The sequence below is a fragment of the Streptomyces sp. DI166 genome, assembly GCF_900091315.1.
GTDB lineage: Bacteria > Actinomycetota > Actinomycetes > Streptomycetales > Streptomycetaceae > Streptomyces > Streptomyces fuscus.
This window is the reverse complement of record NZ_FLSP01000013.1, coordinates 1-16,884: the sequence shown is the minus strand read 5'-3', so window position 1 is coordinate 16,884 and position 16,884 is coordinate 1. Positions and strand designations below refer to the sequence as shown.

The window sequence follows — 16,884 nt, the reverse complement described above, 5'->3', positions numbered from 1 at the left end:
CGTTCGCGCAGCCTAGTGGATGGACATGACCTCGTCAGGAGCACCCGCTACCATGCGCGCCCATGAATGACGACGTACGCAACATCGTCCTCGGCCTGGTCGCCGCGGGCATCAGCGCCACGCTGGGCTGGCTGGCCCGGACCTATCTGTGGAAGCGAAAGCTCCGCCGCAAGCAGAGGTTCTTCGGGCTGCCGGAGAACTCGGAGTCCCTGCTCGTCGTCAACCGCGACCCGTCCACCTCCGAACCGGCCGTGCACCGCTTCGACGTGTTCACGCTGCTGGAGCTGGCCGCGCTGATCAAGGACTGCGGGGCGCACACCCAGGTGGTCACCCAGGACACGGTCCACCAGGGATTCGGCGAGCGCACCGAGTTCTGCGTGGGCGGGCCGGCGTCGAACCGGCGCATGCTGGCCCACATGTCGGCGATGCTGCCCGGCATACGCGTCAACGTCGATCCCGAACCCGGCCCGGACCGGGGCGCGTTCCAGATAGGCGGCGAGCGCTACCGGCTGGAGGCGGGCGTCGCCGAGTACGTCCTGCTGGCCCGGCTCACGGCGGGCGATCCGAAGACGAGCCGTCCGGTCTTCCTCTTCTGCGGCCAGCGCGCCATCACCAACCAGGCCGCGACCCGCTATCTGGCCCGCAACCACGAGCGGTTGGCCCGAAAGTACGGCAGCAACTCCTTCGTCCTGCTGCTGAAGGTCATCAACTCCCAGGCGTACGGGCCGGACGTGGTCGAACTCGTCGGCGATGTCACGAAGGCCGCGCAGGCACCCCTGCCGGCCCCGGAGAAGACAGCGACCTCCCACCGCGCCTCCTGAGGTCGCATACCCTTCAACAATCGTTACTGGCACGTAACTTACCCGCGGGTTACTTGCGGTAAGGGATCTTGGTTAACGTCGGGTCACTTTGCACCGAATCGAGTGAGGAGTGACTCGTGGGACACCGCAGGGCTCTGCGCACCACCGCCGTCGGCATCGTCTCGGCCGGCCTGATCGCCGGCCTCGGCCCCGTCGCGCCGGCCTCGGCCTCGACGGGCGGCGTCAGCTTCGTCGACATCACCGGCGACGGCGGTACGACGCTCCGGGCGAACGTCTTCACCCCCGCGGGCGCGGGGGACGGCCGCCGCTACCCGCTGCTGGTGCTCCCCACGGCCTGGGCGACACCGCAGGTCCAGTACTTCGCCCAGGCACAGCGGCTGGCGAACTCCGGCTACGTCGTGGTCAGTTACAACGTGCGCGGGTTCTGGCAGTCCGGCGGCGAGATAGAAGTGGCCGGTCCGCCGGACATCGCCGACGCCTCCCGGGTGATCGACTGGGCGCTCGCCCACACCCCGGCCGACGCGGAGCGGATCGGCATGGGCGGGATGTCGTACGCGGCGGGCATCAGTCTGCTCGCGGCCGCGCAGGACAAGCGGATCAGAGCGGTCGCCGCGCTCAGCGGCTGGGCCGACCTCATCGACTCCATCTACTCCGGCCGCACCCAGCACACCCAGGCCGCCGCGCTGCTGAACGCCACCAGCTCCCTCACGGGACGGCAGAGCGCCGAACTGGAGGAGATATTCGGCGCCTTCCGCACCGGCGACCTGAGCCGGGAGAAGGAGATGGTCGCCTGGGGAAAGAAACGATCCGTCACGACCTACCTGGACCGGCTCAACGCCCACTCCCCCGCGGTGTTCCTCGCCAACGGCTGGAGCGACTCGGTCTTCCCGCCCAACCAGTACGCGGACTTCTACGAGAAGCTGACCGGGCCCAAGCGGCTGCAGTTCCGCCCCGGCGACCACGCCACCCCCGAGGTCACCGGTCTGCTGGGGGTGCCCAACGACGTCTGGACCGACGCCGTGCGCTGGTTCGACTTCCACCTCAAGGGCGAGGCGAACGGCGTCGACCGCGAGCAGCCGGTCCGGCTGATGTCACGGTCCGGCGGCGGCTACGAGACCTACCCGGACTGGAAGTCGGTCGGCGCGGACACCCGGAAGATCGCCCTCGCCGGTTCCCCGACGATCCGCGCGAACGTCAACTCCGGCGCGGACGGCGGACTGGTGATCCTCTCCGGGCTGCTGGACCAGTTCGCCAAGGTGCCGCCGCTGGCGTCCATTCCGCTGCTGCCGCGCCGCTGGGCGGCCGTATGGCAGTCGGAGAAGTACCCCACCGCCCAGCGGGTGCGCGGCACCGCCCGGCTGCACACCACGGTCACGCCCACCGAGGAGAGCGGAACCTTCGTCGCCTACCTCTACGACGTGGGTCCGCTCGGCATCGGCAGGCTGATCAGCAACGCGCCGTACAGCTTCCACGGCCGCACGCCCGGCAAGCCGTTCGGCGTCGACCTGGAGCTGTTCTCCACGGCGTACGACGTCCCGGCCGGCCACCGGCTCGCCCTGGTCGTCGACACGGTCGACCCGCTCTACGCCGAGCACAACCCGACCGGCGCGCAGCTGACCTTCTCCTCGCCGGCGACCGACCCGTCGTTCGTGTCGGTCCCGTTGCGCGAGCAGTGATCTCCGGCTGCCGCCGGACGGGTATGGCTCTGTGTGACCCCAGGGGACGAACCGCCCATCGTAGTGCAGGATCGTCGCGCCGCACCCCCCGGGCGGGGGCGGGGCTTGAGCAACCGTCGTCCTGGGTCGTCGAGGGCACACGTGTGGTACACGGCGTGGAATCGCGCTCCCTGTTCGGTGCTCGGGATCTCGTCAGTGCTTGAGGATCTTGGACAGGAAGTCCCGGGCGCGCTCGCTCTCCGGGCGGGTGAAGAAGTCCTCGGGCGCGCGGTCCTCGACGATCCGGCCGTCGGCCATGAAGACGACACGGTTGGCGGCCGACCGGGCGAAGCCCATCTCATGGGTGACGACGACCATGGTCATGCCCTCGCGGGCCAGTTGCCGCATGACTTCGAGGACTTCGTTGATCATCTCGGGGTCGAGCGCCGAGGTCGGCTCGTCGAAGAGCAGCGCCTTGGGCTCCATGGCGAGGGCGCGGGCGATGGCCACCCGCTGCTGCTGGCCGCCGGAGAGCTGGGCGGGGTACTTGTCGGCCTGGTCGGCGAGGCCCACCCGGTCCAGCAGTTCCCGGGAACGCCGGTCCGCCTCCTCCTTCTTGCGGCGGCGGACCTTGACCTGCCCCAGTGAGATGTTCTGCAGCACGGTCTTGTGGGCGAAGAGGTTGAAGGACTGGAAGACCATGCCCACATCGGCGCGGAGCCGGGCGAGGGCCTTGCCCTCGGCGGGGAGCGCCTGGCCGTCGATGAGGATCGTGCCGGACTGGATCGGCTCCAGCCGGTTGATCGCCCGGCACAGGGTCGACTTGCCCGATCCGGACGGGCCGATGACGACGACCACCTCCCCCTTGCCGACGGTGAGGTTGACGTCCTGGAGGACGTGCAGCTCCCCAAAGTATTTGTTGACGTCACGCAGTTCGATCAACTGATCGACGACCATGCCCAGCCCTACCCACTCTCAGCTGTGTCGTGGCTGCCGCAAACTATCGGGACACGACAGGAGTTAAGCCGCGACACGCACTTGCCGGGCATTAGCCGTATTTAACCCGCGGCTTGGGCCAGGGGTTCATGTCTCGGCGACCTCGGCGTAGAGCTGCGAGAGTTCGGGCACACCGCTGGCGGCCCACTCGTGCCCGGACTCCACGACGTCGAACTCCCGGCCCGAGGCCAGCCGTACCACCGGCTGCCCGTTGGCCCGCAGCTCCCACTTGGCGCCGGGGACGGTGCGCACGATGACCGTACCGAGGTAGAGACCGGCGTCGTTGCCGAGCCAGGACAGCTCCTCCTCGTCGTCCCGCCAGCGCGGCACCAGCTGGTCGAGCGCCTCCAGGGAGGCCGCCGAGTCGTCCAGCGCGACCCCTTCCCGGGCGGCCCGGGAGCGCAGCAGCTCGCACTCGGAGAGCAGCTCGGCCAGGCCTTCGCCCGAGTCCTCGCCGTCCGAGAAGACGGCCACTCCGCGCGCGGGTCCGCGCCGTTTCCGCCAGGCGTCCAGGAAGGGGATGTTCATACCTTCACCCTCGCACCGACCATGCCACCGGCACCACCGGCACGCGGGAACCGACCGCCCGGATACCTCTTGCCAAAGCTTATTCATTCTCCGTAGAGTTCATCAGGTCATGAGTTCAACGAATGTTGACTTTGGCCTTCCGGGAGGCGGGGACCGGTGCGGAAGATCCCATTCCAGGTGAACGAGGGCGGACTGGTCGCCCTCCTGCCCAACGGCCATGTGGAGTTCCTCGCCGACTCGGCGCGGACGCTGATCCTCCGTCACAACGCCGGACGGCCGGTGTCCGCCGAGGAGTTGATGGAGCACGCGCTCAGCGATCCGCTGGTGACCCTGGACCGGTTCCATCTGTCCGCCCCGGCGATCGCGTTCGTGGAGACCACGAACCTGTGCAATCTGCGCTGCAAGCACTGCTACGCGGACTCCGCGCTCAAGCGGCCCGACGAGATGTCGACCCCGCGGATCAAGGCCCTGCTGGACGAGTTCGCCGAGCTGGGGGTGCTCCAGGTCTTCCTCACCGGCGGCGAGATCTTCTCCCACCGGGACGCGGTGGAGATCATCCGCCACGCCCGCAGCAAGCCCTTCAGCACCCAGATCTTCACCAACGGCCTGCTCATCACCGAGGAGAAACTCGCGGCGATCCCGCCCGGCCAGTCCTTCTTCATCAGCTTCGACACGGCCGACCCCGAGCGCACCGTGCGCGGACGCATGGACTTCCCCAAGCTCCAGCACGCCTTCGAGATGATGCGCAAGCACGGCCATGTCTTCCGCACCGCGATCTCCGTCCACCGCAACAACGTCCAGGACGCCGAGGAGATCTTCGAGTGGTGCGCGGAGCGCGGCTACCCGCGCCCCCAGTGGCTGGAGACCCACCCGGTGGGCCGTGCCCTGCTCCACCCCGACATGCTGCTGCGCCCCGAGGACGTCGACGAGGTCTTCGAGGTCTACCGCAGGTGCATGGAGCGGTACTCGACCTCCCCCGAGGCCGACTCCGGCACCGAGCCCGCGGGCGCCCCCGGCAGCCGGCCGGGCCGGCGCGCCGCGGACGAGATCCGCGGGGTGGACACCATCCAGTTCTGCCAGCGCCTGGAGCGCGCCGTAGGCCAGGAGAAGTGCGGCCGCTCGGTCGTCTACGTCAACTCCCGCGGCGACGTCTACCCGTGCAGCAACTGCATGTCGGGCCAGCTGCACCGGGCCGGGAACCTCGCCGAGCGGTCCTTCGCGGACATCTGGGAGAGCGGCTTCGACGCCTTCCGCGACATCCGGTTCAGCGACCACACCGTGTGCGGGAGCTGCCCGGTGGCCGCGGAGGACATCTGGTGCCAGTTCCGGTGCCCGCCGCTGGCCCGCAATCTCACCGGTGACCCGAAGGGGTGCGGGGCCACCGAATACCTCCAGGAGTTCATGCTGCGCGCCGGCCGCTACTGGCGCGAACGCAAGCAGCGTGACGTACGCCTGACCCTCACCCCGCGCCAGGCGCGGCCCGAGAGCCGCACGCCCGGAACACCGGGCCCACCGACCCCGCTCCCGACGACGTGAGCGGGACCCGTCCGCGGGCGGCGCGACCGCTGCCGCCCCTCATCGAAGGGAACACGGACATGCCCGAAGAGAAGAAGGTCATCCGTATCCACCTGGAGCCCGGCCAGGAGGGCGTGACGCTCAGCGCCGTCGGCGCCGCCTCGGCCACCGCGCCCAGCGAGACCCTCCTGGTGGAGGCCACCAACATCACCGAGGCCACCGTGATCGAGGTCGAGGTCTAAACCACAGCAGTGGCAGGACCGAGCGGAGCGCAACCGAACCGTGCCGTCCGGATCGCCCCTCCACCTGGGCCGGTCCGGACGGCAAGTCACAGACCCCCCGGGCTCGTAGAGGGACGGGCTCGCGGAAGAGCGCTCATGGGGCTCCCGGGACCGCCGAGGGATCGGAAACGGGGGCGAGCGCTGCACGGCCTTCCCGGCCCGTGAGGGACGGGCCGGGAAGGGCCGCGCGAACGTCAGGCGCGGCGTGACCGGAGATACGGGGGCCGACCCCGGACAGGAGACGAGGTCGCGATGAGCAAGACGGTTGCTTCAGCCGGCACGACAGCCGTGCGCCCCGGCACAGGACTCGCGCGGCTGCTCCAGGAGAACCCGGCCCTCAGGATCGGCCAGGACGACTACAACATCAACGTGACGGCCAACTACGGCGACCGGCTGGACGCCTCGGAGGTCGCCGACGCGCTGCGCGCCCACCCGGGCGCCGGCCGGCCCGCGCACCTGTACTTCCATGTGCCGCTGTGCGCGTACATCTGCCACTTCTGCAACTACGTCAAGCGCAAGGCTCCCGGTGGCGCGGAGGGCGAGCGCACCGCGCGGATGTGGACCGACCTCCTGCTGGAGGAGTCGGCCCGGCGGCTGGCGCACGCGCCCTGGCTGGCGGAGGCGCGGATCGAGTCGGTCTATCTGGGCGGCGGCACCGCCTCGCTGCTGGGCACCGAGCAACTGGCGCGGCTGGTGGCCCATATGAGGGACAACTACGCCCTCACCGACGACTGCGAGATCTCGCTGGAGGGCAACCCGGACAACTTCCAGCACGCCGAGCTCGCCGAGGCCCACGCGCTCGGCTTCAACCGGTTCAGCGTGGGCGTGCAGTCGTTGCAGAGCGAGGTCAACGCTTTCGCGGGGCGCGGACACGACGCCGCGATGTCGCTGACGGCGATCGACAAACTCCGGGCGACCGGGCGGCCGTTCAACGTGGACATGATGTTCGGGCTGCCGCACCAGACCCCGGAGAAGGTCGCCGAGGACATCCGCACCCTGACCGGTCTTGAGGTGCCGACCATCACCATCTACCGGCTGCGCAACGCGGACCGGGCGAAGATGGGGATCGGCAACCGCGCGCTGTGGAACGTGGAGAGCGTCCGCGACCGGCTGCGCGAGGAGCACCTTTTCCCGGGCCTGGACGAGACGTACGCGATGCGCGAGGCCATCGTGGAGCTGCTGCTGGACGCGGGCTACCACCCGAGCCCGTGCGGCTGGTGGAACCGGCCCGGTCTCTACCCGGAGGGCAACATCCCGCGCGTCTCGCGCAACAAGTGGCAGCGCCACGACTCGATGATCGCCTACGGTCCCGGCGCCTACGGCTGGCTGACCGGCGCCGACGACACGGTCGTGCAGACCCACAACATCGCCGACATCGGCGGCTACGCCAGGCTGCTGCAGAACGGCCCCGAACTGCCCCTGGCGTTCGGCCGGCGGCTGGCCGGACTGGAGGCGGCCGGGCTGGTCCTCGGCTTCAACTTCAAGGCCAACCAGCCCATCGACGCGGGCCGGTTCAGGCGCCGGTTCGGCGTCGAGCTGTTCCACGACGAGCCGTTCGCGGGAGTGTTCGCCGAACTCCTGGAGCGCGGCCTGGTCGAGCCGGTGCCGGGCGCGGCGGAGAGCGTCATTCCCACGCTGGACGGCGAGGCCCTGCACGAGGAGATCATCAGTGTCTACTTCCACCAGCGCATCGGCTCCTTCGCCGAAGCCGTGTGCCGGAGGTGAGACGGTGCGCGTCCACCACCGACTCCAGTGGCGCCGGGACCCGGACGGGACCCCCTACCGCGCCCGGCGGTCGTTCCCGGCCGGACCGGCGAACGCGACCGTGCTGCTGTCCGGTCCCGGCACGGTCTCCGTCCTCGACGGCACGGGCCGCGACGACGTCCTGCTGGACCGGCTGACGGCGACGCTGGTGGCCTCGGGCGCCCAGGTGCTGCGGTGCGACATGCCCGTACGCGATCCCGAAAGGCCCGCCTCGGCGGACGACGAGCGACGGCGCGCCGAGCGGCTGGGGCGGCTGCTGGCCGGCAACCGGCATGTGATGACCGGCCCGCTGTCGCTGATCGGGTTCTCGCTCGGCGGCCAGGCGCTGCTGCGGCTGCTGGAGACCGGGGAGCCGCCGCGCGCCGACCGTGTCGTGCTGATCGGCACGGTGGTGGAGGCGGACGCCTTCCTCACCTCCCGCGTCCCCCTGATCGAACTGGTCTACGGCAGCCTCGACCTGGTCGGCTATCTCGCCGACGAGAACGACGACAAGCTGCCGCCCGCGGTGTTCGAACCGGCCATGTACGCCGACTGGTCCGCCCGCCATCTCATCGGCACCCACTCACCCGCGGTCCGGGTCCATGTGCTCGACGGACTCGGTCACACCCTGCACCCCTGCGGACCCGGCCCGGCCCGGGACCCGCTCCCCGCGCTCACCTCCCTGGTGGGCGCCGGCTTGTGACGTCACGTCAGCACACAGCACGACATCGAAAGGGAACGACATGCCCGCGAGTGAGACTCTCTCCAGCCGCCGGTTCGACAAGATCGCCGAGAACTTCGCCACCAGCGAGGTGCACCGCTCCAGTCCGACCATGGCCGCCCTGCACGAGACGCTCGGTCCGCAGAAGGGCAGCGCGATCTGCGACGTCGCCTGCGGCGCCGGGCATCTGGCGCTCTCCTTCGCCGACCAGGACCCGGCCCGTGTGGTGTGCGTGGACCCGGCGCCGTCGATGCTGGAGTCGGTGCGCAAGCTGGCCGCCGAGCGGCAGGCGGCGGTGGAGACCGTGCAGTCGGTCGCCGAGGAACTGCCCTTCGAGGACGCCTCGTTCGACCTGGTGGTCTCGCGGCTGGCCCCGCACCACTTCCAGGACATCCGCAAGGCGGTCGGCGAGATGGCCCGGCTGCTGCGGCCCGGCGGACGGCTCGCGGTGATCGACCTGGAGGGCAACGCCGACCCGGAGATCGACGCGCTCAACCACGAGCTGGAGATCCTCCACGACCCGACCCATGTGCGCAGCTACACCCTCGACGAATGGGTCGGCTTCCTCCAGGGCGCCGGGCTCAACGTCCCCGTGGCGCGCGGCGGTCAGGCCGAGAGCCGCACCGGGGTGCCCGTCAGGCGCTGGTGCGAGATCGCCTCCTCCGGCGCCGAGGCGGAGGCGGCGATCCGGCGCAGGCTCGCCGAGGTTCCCGCCGCGCACCGGGAGGCGCTGGGCATCCGCCAGGAGGGCGAGGAGTTCTTCATCCCGGTGCGCACCTGCATGGTGATCGGCGTCAAGCCGCTCGCCGGGAAGGAGTGACATGCCCGTCATCCGGCTGTTCTCGCCCGACGCGAGCCCCGGCCCCGCCGCCCTGGAGCAACTCGCCGCCGACGTCACCGAGTTGCTCGGTCTGCCGGCCGGGCACTGCTGGGTGTGGTGGCAGCGCCTGGAACCGGGCACCTACCACCGGCCCGAGTGGCGCGACGCCCCCGACGCCCCCGCGGCCCCGGTCGGGTTCGTGGTGTGCAAGGCGAGCTACGACAAGGAACAGGTGGGCGCGCTGCTCAGACTGCTGCAGAGCCGTCTGTCGCGGATGCTGGACGTGCCCGCCGACCAGATCTTCCTGACCGTGCAGCGGGCCGTCTCGGGCGAGTTACTGGTCCGCGACGAGGTGTGGTTCGCGCATCTGGAGGAGCCCCGGCCGGGCGCCGTCACCGACCTGGTGCCGATCGGGCGCGTGCACACCGACCGCAGCGACCTGTCCGACGACTACTGGGGCGATGTCACCTCGGTGATCCGGCTGGACGGCACCCGGTTCGACGCGGATGCCCTGCTGGGCCTGGACACCTTCTCCCACCTGGAGGTGGTGTTCCACTTCCACCGGGTGGCCCCGGAGAAGATCCACACCGGTGCCCGGCATCCGCGGGGCAACCCCGACTGGCCGCGCACCGGGATCTTCGCCCAGCGCGCCAAGAACCGCCCCAACCGGATCGGGGTCTCGCGCTGCAAGCTGCTGAAGGTGGACGGGCTCGATGTGCACGTACGCGGGCTGGACGCCGTGGACGGCACCCCGGTGCTCGATCTCAAGCCGTATCTCACCCAGTTCGGTCCGCGTGAGGACGTCGTACAGCCCCACTGGGTCGACGACCTGATGCGGGACTACTACTGAACTCCCGCCGAACGGAGCCGACATGAAGAAGTCCGCCGACCGGGAGCGGCTGCCGCGCAGCGCGCTCGCCCTGCTGACCGCGGTGTTCGTGGACGCCCTCGGCAGCGGGCTGTACATGGCGGTCTCCGTCGTCTTCCTCACCCGCTACCTGGACCTGGGCAGCAGTGAGGTCGGACTCGGTCTGGGTGTCGCGGGCGCGGTGTCCTTCGCGCTGCTGGTGCCCACCGGGATCCTCGCGGACCGGGCCGGTCCGCGCCGGATGCTGATCGCCGCCCATGTGACCCGGGCGGCGCTGCTGGCGTGCTTCCCGTTCGCCTCCGACTTCGTGCCGTTCCTGTGCGTGGTGTCCCTGCTGGCGGTGGCCGACCGGGCCGCCTCCCCGCTGGTGCAGGGGCTGTTCGGGGCGGCCGTGGACGTCGGGCAGCGGGTACGCGCCATGGGGATGGCGCGGTCCCTGCAGAACCTGGGTCTCTCGCTCGGCGGGCTGGCCGCCGCCGGGGCGCTGCTGTGGGACAGCGACGGGGTGTACCTGGCCGTCGTGTTCGGCAATTCGCTGTCGTTCGTGCTGGCCGCGGTGCTGGTCACGCGGTTGCGGGCGGGCGACGCGGGCGGGGGCAGGCCGCTGCCGTGGCGGCGGCGCCTGGCGGTCTTCCGGGACCGCCGGTTCACCTGGCTGACCGTGCTCAACTCCGTGGTGAGCCTGCATGTGACGGTGCTGACGGTCGGCATCCCGCTGTGGGTGCTGGCCCACGACGACCTGCCCCGGTCCGTGATCGCCTGGACGCTGGTGCTGAACACGGTGGTCGTCGTGGTGTTCCAGGTGCACGCCACCCGCGACGTGGAGAGCGCCGCGGACGGCGGGCGGGCGCTGAGACTGAGCGGGCTGCTGCTGACCGCCTGCTGCTGTCTGCTGGCCGTCACCGGTGAACTGCCCGCCGCCTGGGCGGTGGCGGTGATCCTCGCCGCGGTGGGCCTCCAGGCGTTCGCGGAGATGCACCAGCAGGCGGGCGCCTGGGCGATCTCCTACGACCTGGCGCCCGAGGACCGACGCCAGGTGTATCTGGCCTTCTTCAGCCTGGGCAACGCCGCCCGCAACACCTACGGCCCGCTGGTGGTCACCTTCCTGGTGGTCCAGCGCGGCGCCGTCGGCTGGCTGCTGCTCGGGGCCCTGGCGCTCGGCTGCGGCGCCTGGGCGGCGCGGTCCGGCCGGCCGTCCGCCGTTTCCGGTGCGCCGTCCGCACCGGCCGTATCGCTGACCGATGTCCAAGGAGAGACCCATGGCACCCACCCCTGAGCAGTCCGTCATCATCGTCGGAGCGGGACCCACCGGACTGGCGCTGGCCTGTGAACTGGCCGCCGCCGGAGTCTCCTGCACCGTCCTGGAGCGCCGTACCGCACCCTCCGCGCAGTCCCGTGCCATGGCCCTGTACAGCAGGACGATGGAGGTGCTCGATCTGCGCGGGCACGCCGACGTGCTCACCGCGGTGGGCCGTCCGGTCGGCCGGATGCGGCCCGCGCGAGGCGCCTCGATCGACTTCACCGGGATCGACAGCCGCTTCCCCGCGCTGTACGTGGTCCCGCAGAGCCGCACCGAGGAGGCGCTCCAGCAGCGGGCGGTCGACCTCGGGGTGATCGTGCAGCGCGGCGCCGAGGTGTTCGGTCTGGAGCAGGACGCCACGGGCGTACGGCTGAACGTGCGCACCGAGTCCGGGGAGTGGGAGGAGACCGCGGACTACGTGGTGGGCTGCGACGGCGCGCACAGCGTGGTGCGCGAGCTGTCCGGGATTGCCTTCCGCGGGCACACCTACGACATCGCGCCGATCCTCGCGGACGTGCGCCTTGAGAGCCCGCCGCAGGACGGGGTGACGATCCTGGGCGAGGGCGGCGCGATGATGGTGTCGGTGCCGTTCGGGGACGGGTACTGGCGGATCGCGGTGGGGCACCGGGACCACCCGTGGACACGGGACGAGGTGACGGTCGAGGAGCTGTCCGAGCGGCTCACGGAGGTCCTCGGCTTCGACCCCAAGCCGTACGACGCGCGCTGGCTGGCCCGGTTCAAGATCCACCAGCGGCTCGCCGACCAGTACCGCACCGGGCGCGTGCTGCTCGCCGGGGACGCGGCGCATCTGCACTCGCCGCTCGGCGGGCAGGGCCTCAACCTCGGTATCCAGGACGCCGTCAACCTCGGCTGGAAGCTGGCCGCCACGCTCCAGGGCTGGGCGCCCGCCGGGCTGCTGGACACCTACCAGGCCGAGCGCAGGCCGCAGGCGCAGAAGATCCTCAAGGCCACCGACCACGCCACCCGGATGGCCACCCACCGTTCCCCGGTGGTGAGCGGCCTGCGCCGGGTGGTGCTGTCCGGGCTGCTCGGGCGGCGCCGGATCAACCGGTTCGCGGGCGAGGCGATCTCCGGGCTGCGCGCGGGATATGCGGGCCGTGGCCGTCCGGCCGCGCTGGGCGGGTCCGGTCTGCGCCCCGGGCAGCGGGTGCCGGACCTGGCGGTGGAACGGACCGAGGGCGCGCCGGTGCGGCTGTACGAACTGATGCGGGACGGCCGGTTCCTGCTGCTGGACCTGGCCGGGGACGGCGTGGCGAGCGAGGTCTGCGAGGGCTGGGGCTCGCGGGTCTGCCCGGTCCGGGTGGCCGGTCCGGTGCCCCGACTCGACGGTCTCGGCGTGGTGTTGGTCCGCCCCGACGGCTACGCGGCCTGGGTGGACGGCTCCTCGCCCCAGGGCCGCGAGGAGCGGGTACGGCAGGCGCTGCACCGCTGGTGCGGCACCGAGGGCCCGACCCCGCACCGCGACACGGCCCCCGCCGCCGGGGCCACCGCCCCGGCCCGTGCGGGCCGTAAGGAGCAGTCCGAGGAAGCCGCCGACTCCGAACCCGCCCGCGCCGACCGCACGTGACGGGAGGCCGTCGTGGAGGTCCCCACGGGCCCGGCCGTGCACCAGGAACCGTTTCCCGCGCGGCGCTCCGCCACCGCGCGGGAGCGTGCGCGGACCAGAGGAAGAAAGGCTCGTCGCCATGGCACAACAGCTGATGTCGGGGCGTTCCCAGCGCACCCGGGAGGCCATACTGCGGGCGGCCCGGCTGCACTTCGCCGCCGACGGCTACCAGCGGTCGACGATCCGGGCCATCGCGGCCACGGCGTCCATCGACCCGTCCATGGTCATGCGTTACTTCGGCAGCAAGGAGCAGCTGTTCGACGCGGCCCTCGACGTCGACCTGGGTTTACCCGACCTGACGGGCACGCCCTTGGAGCTGCTTCCGCAGGCGCTGATCACGCACTTCCTCGCGCCCTGGGAGGACGACCTGGACGAGGGCTCGATGCGGCTGCTGCTGCGCTGCGCGGCGACCAACGAGCGGGCGGCGGAGCATCTGCGGCAGATGCTGCACGAGCAGTTCACCAGCAGTCTGCGCGGCGCGCTGGGGGCGGAGCGGGCGGCGGCGTGCAGCGGGGTGCTGGCGGCGCAGTTGCTGGGGGTCGCGTTCACCCGGTACGTGCTGCGGCTGCGGCCGATCGCCGACCTGCCGGTCGCGGCGCTGGCCGATCTGGTGGCGCCGTCGATGCGGACGGTACTGGCGGAGGAGTGAACGCAAACGGTCAAGGTAAGGAAGAGACCAAGGACTGCGTATGTTCGTGGCCTGACCGGGTCCGACCTGATAGGGTATTTTCACTGTACAATGAATTCATTGTTCCGTTGCCCCTCACCCAAAGTGCAGTGATCTCATGAAATCCAGGCGCTCAGACGGTTCCGCATCTACGTCCGGGGGGGCCGAAACGAACGAATCGACTGGTGTTCCACCGGCCCGGACAAGACGTAAACCAGCCCGAAGCGGACGTCGGCCCGGCGAGAGCGGGACCCGCGAGCAGATCCTCGAAGCCGCGCTCCACCTCTTCGCCGACCGCGGATACGTACGGACGACCATCCGGGCCATCGCGGAGAACGCCGGCGTCGACCCCGCCCTCGTGCACCACTTCTTCACCAACAAGGAAGGCGTGTTTGACGCGGCGGTCAACTCCCGGTTCAGCGTGGCGACGGCGTTCGACGCCATGCCGTTCTCCGAGGACACCACCTCGGAGGCGGCCTGGCTGGCCCAGACCTACTTCTCGTTCTGGGAGAACGAGACAACGCGTTACGCCATGACCGCGATCTACCGCGCGGGTCTCGCCGACAGCGTCACCTCGGAGTTGCTCAGGTCCCGGATCGAGGCGAGCACCAAGTCGTGGGCGAGCGCCAGCGGTTACCGGGACGTCGTGGGCTCCGAACCCCGCGCCGCACTGGCCTCGGGGCACATCGTCGGGCTGGCGCTGCTGCGCTACGTCCTCAGAGTCGAACCGCTGGCGAGCATGAGCTACGAGGAGTTCCTCGCCTGGGTGGTGCCCGCCCTGGAACTGCGCCTGTCCATCGACGTGGGGCCCCGCCGGATGGGCGGCCGGGCCGAGGACTGACAGCCCGCGCGCTCGTTCTCGAAGCCCCGCAGAACACCGACCCGGACGGCCTCCACCGAGGCCGTCCGGGTCACTTGTGCGGTCCGCCGCGCGCCGCGGCCGGCCGGCGCGTCAGACGTCGCCGCGCCAGACCGCCCGCACCGCATACATCACGATGCCCGGTCCGAACGCGAGCAGAAGTCCGTTGGCGCCCTCGGCAGGCGGCTTGGCGAAGGTGCGCTCCATGACCTCAAGTACGGAGGCGGAGCCGACGTTGCCCACGTCGCGCAGTGAGTCCCGGGTCAGGCCGAACAGTTCGGGCGGGCCGCCGAGCCCCTCGGCGATCGTGTCGATGATCTTCGGCCCGCCGGTGTGCGAGACGACGAACTCCGGCATACCGCGGCCTCCGTGCGGCGCGGTGGCCTCCAGCCACTCAGTGAGCTTCGGCGTCATGGCACCGATGGCCTTCGCCAGTACCGGCGAGTTGTACCCGTGCAGCCCCTCGTCGGACGTGCGGGTCCCCACCACGTCCTGGGTCCCGAACTGAAGGCACTGGTAGGAGTCGGTGAGTTCCATGTGCGGGCCGTCGGCGCTGCCGCTGACGACACAGGCACCGGCCGCGTCGGCGAAGAGCCCCTTCAGGATCAGTCCGGTCATGTCGGCGTCGGCGTGGTTCAGGTAGTAGCTGAAGACATCGGCGCAGACCACGAGCACCTTGTCGTCCGGACGGGCGGCGACCAGTTCCATGGCCGTGGTGATCCCGAACATCCCGCCGGCACAGCCCATCTGCGTCACGGGTATGCGCCGGACGGAGGGCCGCAGGTCCAGTCGCTGCACCAGCCGTACGTCGAGTCCGGGCATGGTGTGGCCGGTGGCGCTGGTCACCACGACGGCGTCGATGTCACCGGGGAGCAGTCCCGCCTCCCGCAGCGCGCCCTGGGCGGCGCGCTCCGCCAGCTCCAGCGAGGCGTTCAGATGCTCGCGGGCGTGCTCGGCGAGGGGACGCTGCTTGGCCAGCCACTCCGCCGGCGGCCGGGTGTACCAGCGCGTCTGGATCGTGGTCGCGCGAACGGCCCGGCACCCCGCTGCGATCCGCGGCTGGTCCGCGTACAACTCGACCAACTGATCGATGAGTTCGTCGGTACTCACCTGATAGCGGGGCAGGGCGACAACGGGTGCGGTAAGGACGGGCACGACATCTCCAAGCGATGGGAAGCCAGGGTGGAAAGAAGGCACCGCGGTCCGGCCGTCGGGTGCTCGAACGGTCTCACGGTCGCCGCTTGATGGATCTCGCCATGGCAATCCGGGCATGCCGAACACTCCCCCCGGTGTTTGACGGTGCTGCCTTCACGGGCGCCTCAGTGGGCGCGAATGGTCGGGCGCGTGCATGACAGAACTGCGCGCACCCGCCGGCACATGACCATGCGGAAACGATGCTGCAGAGGCCTTCCCAACCGGGGGCGCCGTCCGGGGTCTGCCTCGCAACTCGAAGGTACGCACTCGGAGTTGACTACAACTAGAGCGAAATTCAACGCTTATGGAATTCAATCCGGGAGGACAGCCGAGAGCTACGGCCACCGGGATCACACCGAGAAAGGGCCGACCGCCATGCATGCTCCGCCGCACCACGCCGACCCTGACCCCTGGACCGAACGCGCGGCCTGCCGCGACACCGACCCCGAGACCTTCTTCCCGCTCCCCGGCGCCTCGGGCGGCCTCGACCGCGAGGCCATCGCCAAACGTCTGTGCGGACGCTGCCCGGTGGCCCGCGAGTGCCTGCGCGAAGCGCTCGTGCGCGACGAGAGCGCCGGGATCTGGGGCGGGTTCAACTCCCGGGAGCGGCGCGAACTGCTGCGTATCGCGGGCACGTTGGAGTCGACGGGGGCGGAACTGGCCGCGTATCTGGCCGAGGGCGGGCGCCGGCTGACCGCGACACCCCGGGAGCGGCCCGCCTACGTGTGGTACCTGCGCCGCCACGGCTGGACCCCCCGGCGCATCGCGGGCGCCCTCGGCATCAGCTTCGGCCAGGTCCAACAGGCCTGGCAGCTCGCCGAGTTGGCCTCCTCCTGCACGGACGGACCGGTGAGCGGCATGCCGAATCCGCGGGCACCGAGGAAGCGGGTGCGAAGGCCCGGCGGTACGGAACGCCCGGCGACGGAGCGCGCTGTGGAGCGGCCCCCGCTTCCCGGGTACGTCCCGGGCGGGCGGGGCGTACCGGCGCCCGTGCCCCAACTGCCGTCGGCGGCGGGGCATCCGGCGGGGCCGGTACCGGGGTACCGGGCGCGTACGGCGGGGGTCGGCGCGGAGGGCCGACGAGCGTCGGACCCGCCTGGCGTACGCGTACCGCTTTCTCCGGGGGGCCCGGCAGGTTCCTGGCCCGGCGCGGGCACCCCGGCCCTCTGCTGCTGGCCAGGTCCCCGGCCCGGCACGGGCACCGCTTGCTCCCGCTGGCCGCCGACTGCCCAATCCGGCACCGGCACCGCTTTCCCCTGCCGCCCGCCGACGGCCCGAGCCGGCGCGGG

Annotated in this window: 16 protein-coding genes; 13 read left to right on the top strand and 3 right to left on the bottom strand. The window is 71.0% G+C overall.

The features are described 5' to 3' along the window. Positions 1-62 precede the first annotated feature (62 nt). A complete protein-coding gene (locus GA0115233_RS09065; RefSeq protein WP_093719609.1) occupies positions 63-821 on the top strand; it encodes a hypothetical protein in 759 nt (252 codons plus the stop codon). 116 nt (positions 822-937) lie between these two features. Then, positions 938-2,497 carry a CocE/NonD family hydrolase gene (locus GA0115233_RS09060; RefSeq protein WP_093719608.1) on the top strand — a complete coding sequence of 520 codons (1,560 nt, stop codon included), beginning with the start codon at positions 938-940 and terminating at the stop codon, positions 2,495-2,497. A 192-nt stretch (positions 2,498-2,689) separates the two neighbouring features. On the opposite strand, the gene GA0115233_RS09055 is transcribed toward GA0115233_RS09060, so the two are convergent. Both GA0115233_RS09055 and GA0115233_RS09050 read right to left on the bottom strand, forming a co-directional pair. After that, positions 2,690-3,433, bottom strand: coding sequence for an amino acid ABC transporter ATP-binding protein (locus tag GA0115233_RS09055; RefSeq protein ID WP_093719607.1), 744 nt, complete (start codon positions 3,431-3,433; stop codon positions 2,690-2,692). A gap of 126 nt (positions 3,434-3,559) precedes the next feature. Further along, positions 3,560-4,000, bottom strand: coding sequence for a DUF6278 family protein (locus tag GA0115233_RS09050; protein ID WP_093719606.1), 441 nt, complete (start codon positions 3,998-4,000; stop codon positions 3,560-3,562). Between the two features lie 156 nt (positions 4,001-4,156). Here GA0115233_RS09050 and GA0115233_RS09045 point away from each other — a divergent pair, with 156 nt between their 5' ends. The 10 genes from GA0115233_RS09045 to GA0115233_RS09005 all read left to right on the top strand — a co-directional run bounded on the left by GA0115233_RS09045 (position 4,157) and on the right by GA0115233_RS09005 (position 14,383). Next, positions 4,157-5,536: a radical SAM/SPASM domain-containing protein gene (locus GA0115233_RS09045; RefSeq protein ID WP_255310107.1), complete on the top strand. Its 1,380-nt coding sequence runs from the start codon at positions 4,157-4,159 to the stop codon at positions 5,534-5,536. Between the two features lie 59 nt (positions 5,537-5,595). Then, entirely contained in the window at positions 5,596-5,757 is a 162-nt protein-coding gene (locus GA0115233_RS40940) for a hypothetical protein (RefSeq protein ID WP_176711692.1), read from the top strand. A 291-nt stretch (positions 5,758-6,048) separates the two neighbouring features. Beyond that, complete coding sequence (locus GA0115233_RS09040) at positions 6,049-7,521, top strand: coproporphyrinogen-III oxidase family protein (protein ID WP_093719605.1); 1,473 nt, start codon at positions 6,049-6,051, stop codon at positions 7,519-7,521. Positions 7,522-7,525: 4 nt separating this feature from the next. Further along, positions 7,526-8,242, top strand: coding sequence for an alpha/beta hydrolase (locus tag GA0115233_RS09035; RefSeq protein ID WP_093719604.1), 717 nt, complete (start codon positions 7,526-7,528; stop codon positions 8,240-8,242). A gap of 40 nt (positions 8,243-8,282) precedes the next feature. Next, a complete protein-coding gene (locus GA0115233_RS09030) occupies positions 8,283-9,080 on the top strand; it encodes a class I SAM-dependent methyltransferase (protein WP_176711691.1) in 798 nt (265 codons plus the stop codon). A 1-nt stretch (position 9,081) separates the two neighbouring features. Beyond that, positions 9,082-9,930 (top strand): SAM-dependent methyltransferase, encoded by an 849-nt coding sequence (locus GA0115233_RS42325; RefSeq protein WP_369691363.1) that lies wholly within the window; start codon positions 9,082-9,084, stop codon positions 9,928-9,930. A gap of 22 nt (positions 9,931-9,952) precedes the next feature. Beyond that, positions 9,953-11,224, top strand: a complete 1,272-nt coding sequence (locus GA0115233_RS09020) for an MFS transporter (protein ID WP_093719602.1) — start codon at positions 9,953-9,955, stop codon at positions 11,222-11,224. After that, positions 11,208-12,836, top strand: coding sequence for an FAD-dependent oxidoreductase (locus GA0115233_RS09015; RefSeq protein ID WP_176711690.1), 1,629 nt, complete (start codon positions 11,208-11,210; stop codon positions 12,834-12,836). The genes GA0115233_RS09020 and GA0115233_RS09015 overlap by 17 nt, the downstream gene beginning before the upstream one ends. A 118-nt stretch (positions 12,837-12,954) precedes the next feature. Then, the gene (locus tag GA0115233_RS09010; RefSeq protein WP_093719600.1) at positions 12,955-13,524 is read left to right on the top strand and encodes a TetR/AcrR family transcriptional regulator; all 570 of its coding nucleotides are present in this window, start codon (positions 12,955-12,957) and stop codon (positions 13,522-13,524) included. A gap of 136 nt (positions 13,525-13,660) precedes the next feature. After that, positions 13,661-14,383: a TetR/AcrR family transcriptional regulator gene (locus GA0115233_RS09005; RefSeq protein ID WP_093719599.1), complete on the top strand. Its 723-nt coding sequence runs from the start codon at positions 13,661-13,663 to the stop codon at positions 14,381-14,383. Between the two features lie 111 nt (positions 14,384-14,494). Here the strand turns inward: GA0115233_RS09005 and GA0115233_RS09000 are convergent, their stop codons facing one another. Further along, positions 14,495-15,556, bottom strand: a complete 1,062-nt coding sequence (locus GA0115233_RS09000; protein ID WP_176711688.1) for a type III polyketide synthase — start codon at positions 15,554-15,556, stop codon at positions 14,495-14,497. 414 nt (positions 15,557-15,970) lie between these two features. Between GA0115233_RS09000 and GA0115233_RS41670 the strand changes: the two genes are divergently transcribed. After that, positions 15,971-16,884, top strand: a 914-nt coding sequence (locus GA0115233_RS41670; protein WP_255310106.1) for a WhiB family transcriptional regulator, incomplete at its 3' end; no start/stop codon positions are given.

Bases quoted from the DNA above. Each gene is read 5' to 3' on its own strand.
- GA0115233_RS09065 (WP_093719609.1), top strand. From the start codon at position 63: ATGAATGACGACGTACGCAACATCGTCCTCGGCCTGGTCGCCGCGGGC.
- GA0115233_RS09055 (WP_093719607.1), bottom strand. From the start codon at position 3,433: ATGGTCGTCGATCAGTTGATCGAACTGCGTGACGTCAACAAATACTTT.
- GA0115233_RS09050 (WP_093719606.1), bottom strand. From the start codon at position 4,000: ATGAACATCCCCTTCCTGGACGCCTGGCGGAAACGGCGCGGACCCGCG.
- GA0115233_RS40940 (WP_176711692.1), top strand. From the start codon at position 5,596: ATGCCCGAAGAGAAGAAGGTCATCCGTATCCACCTGGAGCCCGGCCAG.
- GA0115233_RS09040 (WP_093719605.1), top strand. From the start codon at position 6,049: ATGAGCAAGACGGTTGCTTCAGCCGGCACGACAGCCGTGCGCCCCGGC.
- GA0115233_RS09030 (WP_176711691.1), top strand. From the start codon at position 8,283: ATGCCCGCGAGTGAGACTCTCTCCAGCCGCCGGTTCGACAAGATCGCC.
- GA0115233_RS42325 (WP_369691363.1), top strand. From the start codon at position 9,082: ATGCCCGTCATCCGGCTGTTCTCGCCCGACGCGAGCCCCGGCCCCGCC.
- GA0115233_RS09020 (WP_093719602.1), top strand. From the start codon at position 9,953: ATGAAGAAGTCCGCCGACCGGGAGCGGCTGCCGCGCAGCGCGCTCGCC.
- GA0115233_RS09015 (WP_176711690.1), top strand. From the start codon at position 11,208: ATGGCACCCACCCCTGAGCAGTCCGTCATCATCGTCGGAGCGGGACCC.
- GA0115233_RS09010 (WP_093719600.1), top strand. From the start codon at position 12,955: ATGGCACAACAGCTGATGTCGGGGCGTTCCCAGCGCACCCGGGAGGCC.
- GA0115233_RS09005 (WP_093719599.1), top strand. From the start codon at position 13,661: ATGAAATCCAGGCGCTCAGACGGTTCCGCATCTACGTCCGGGGGGGCC.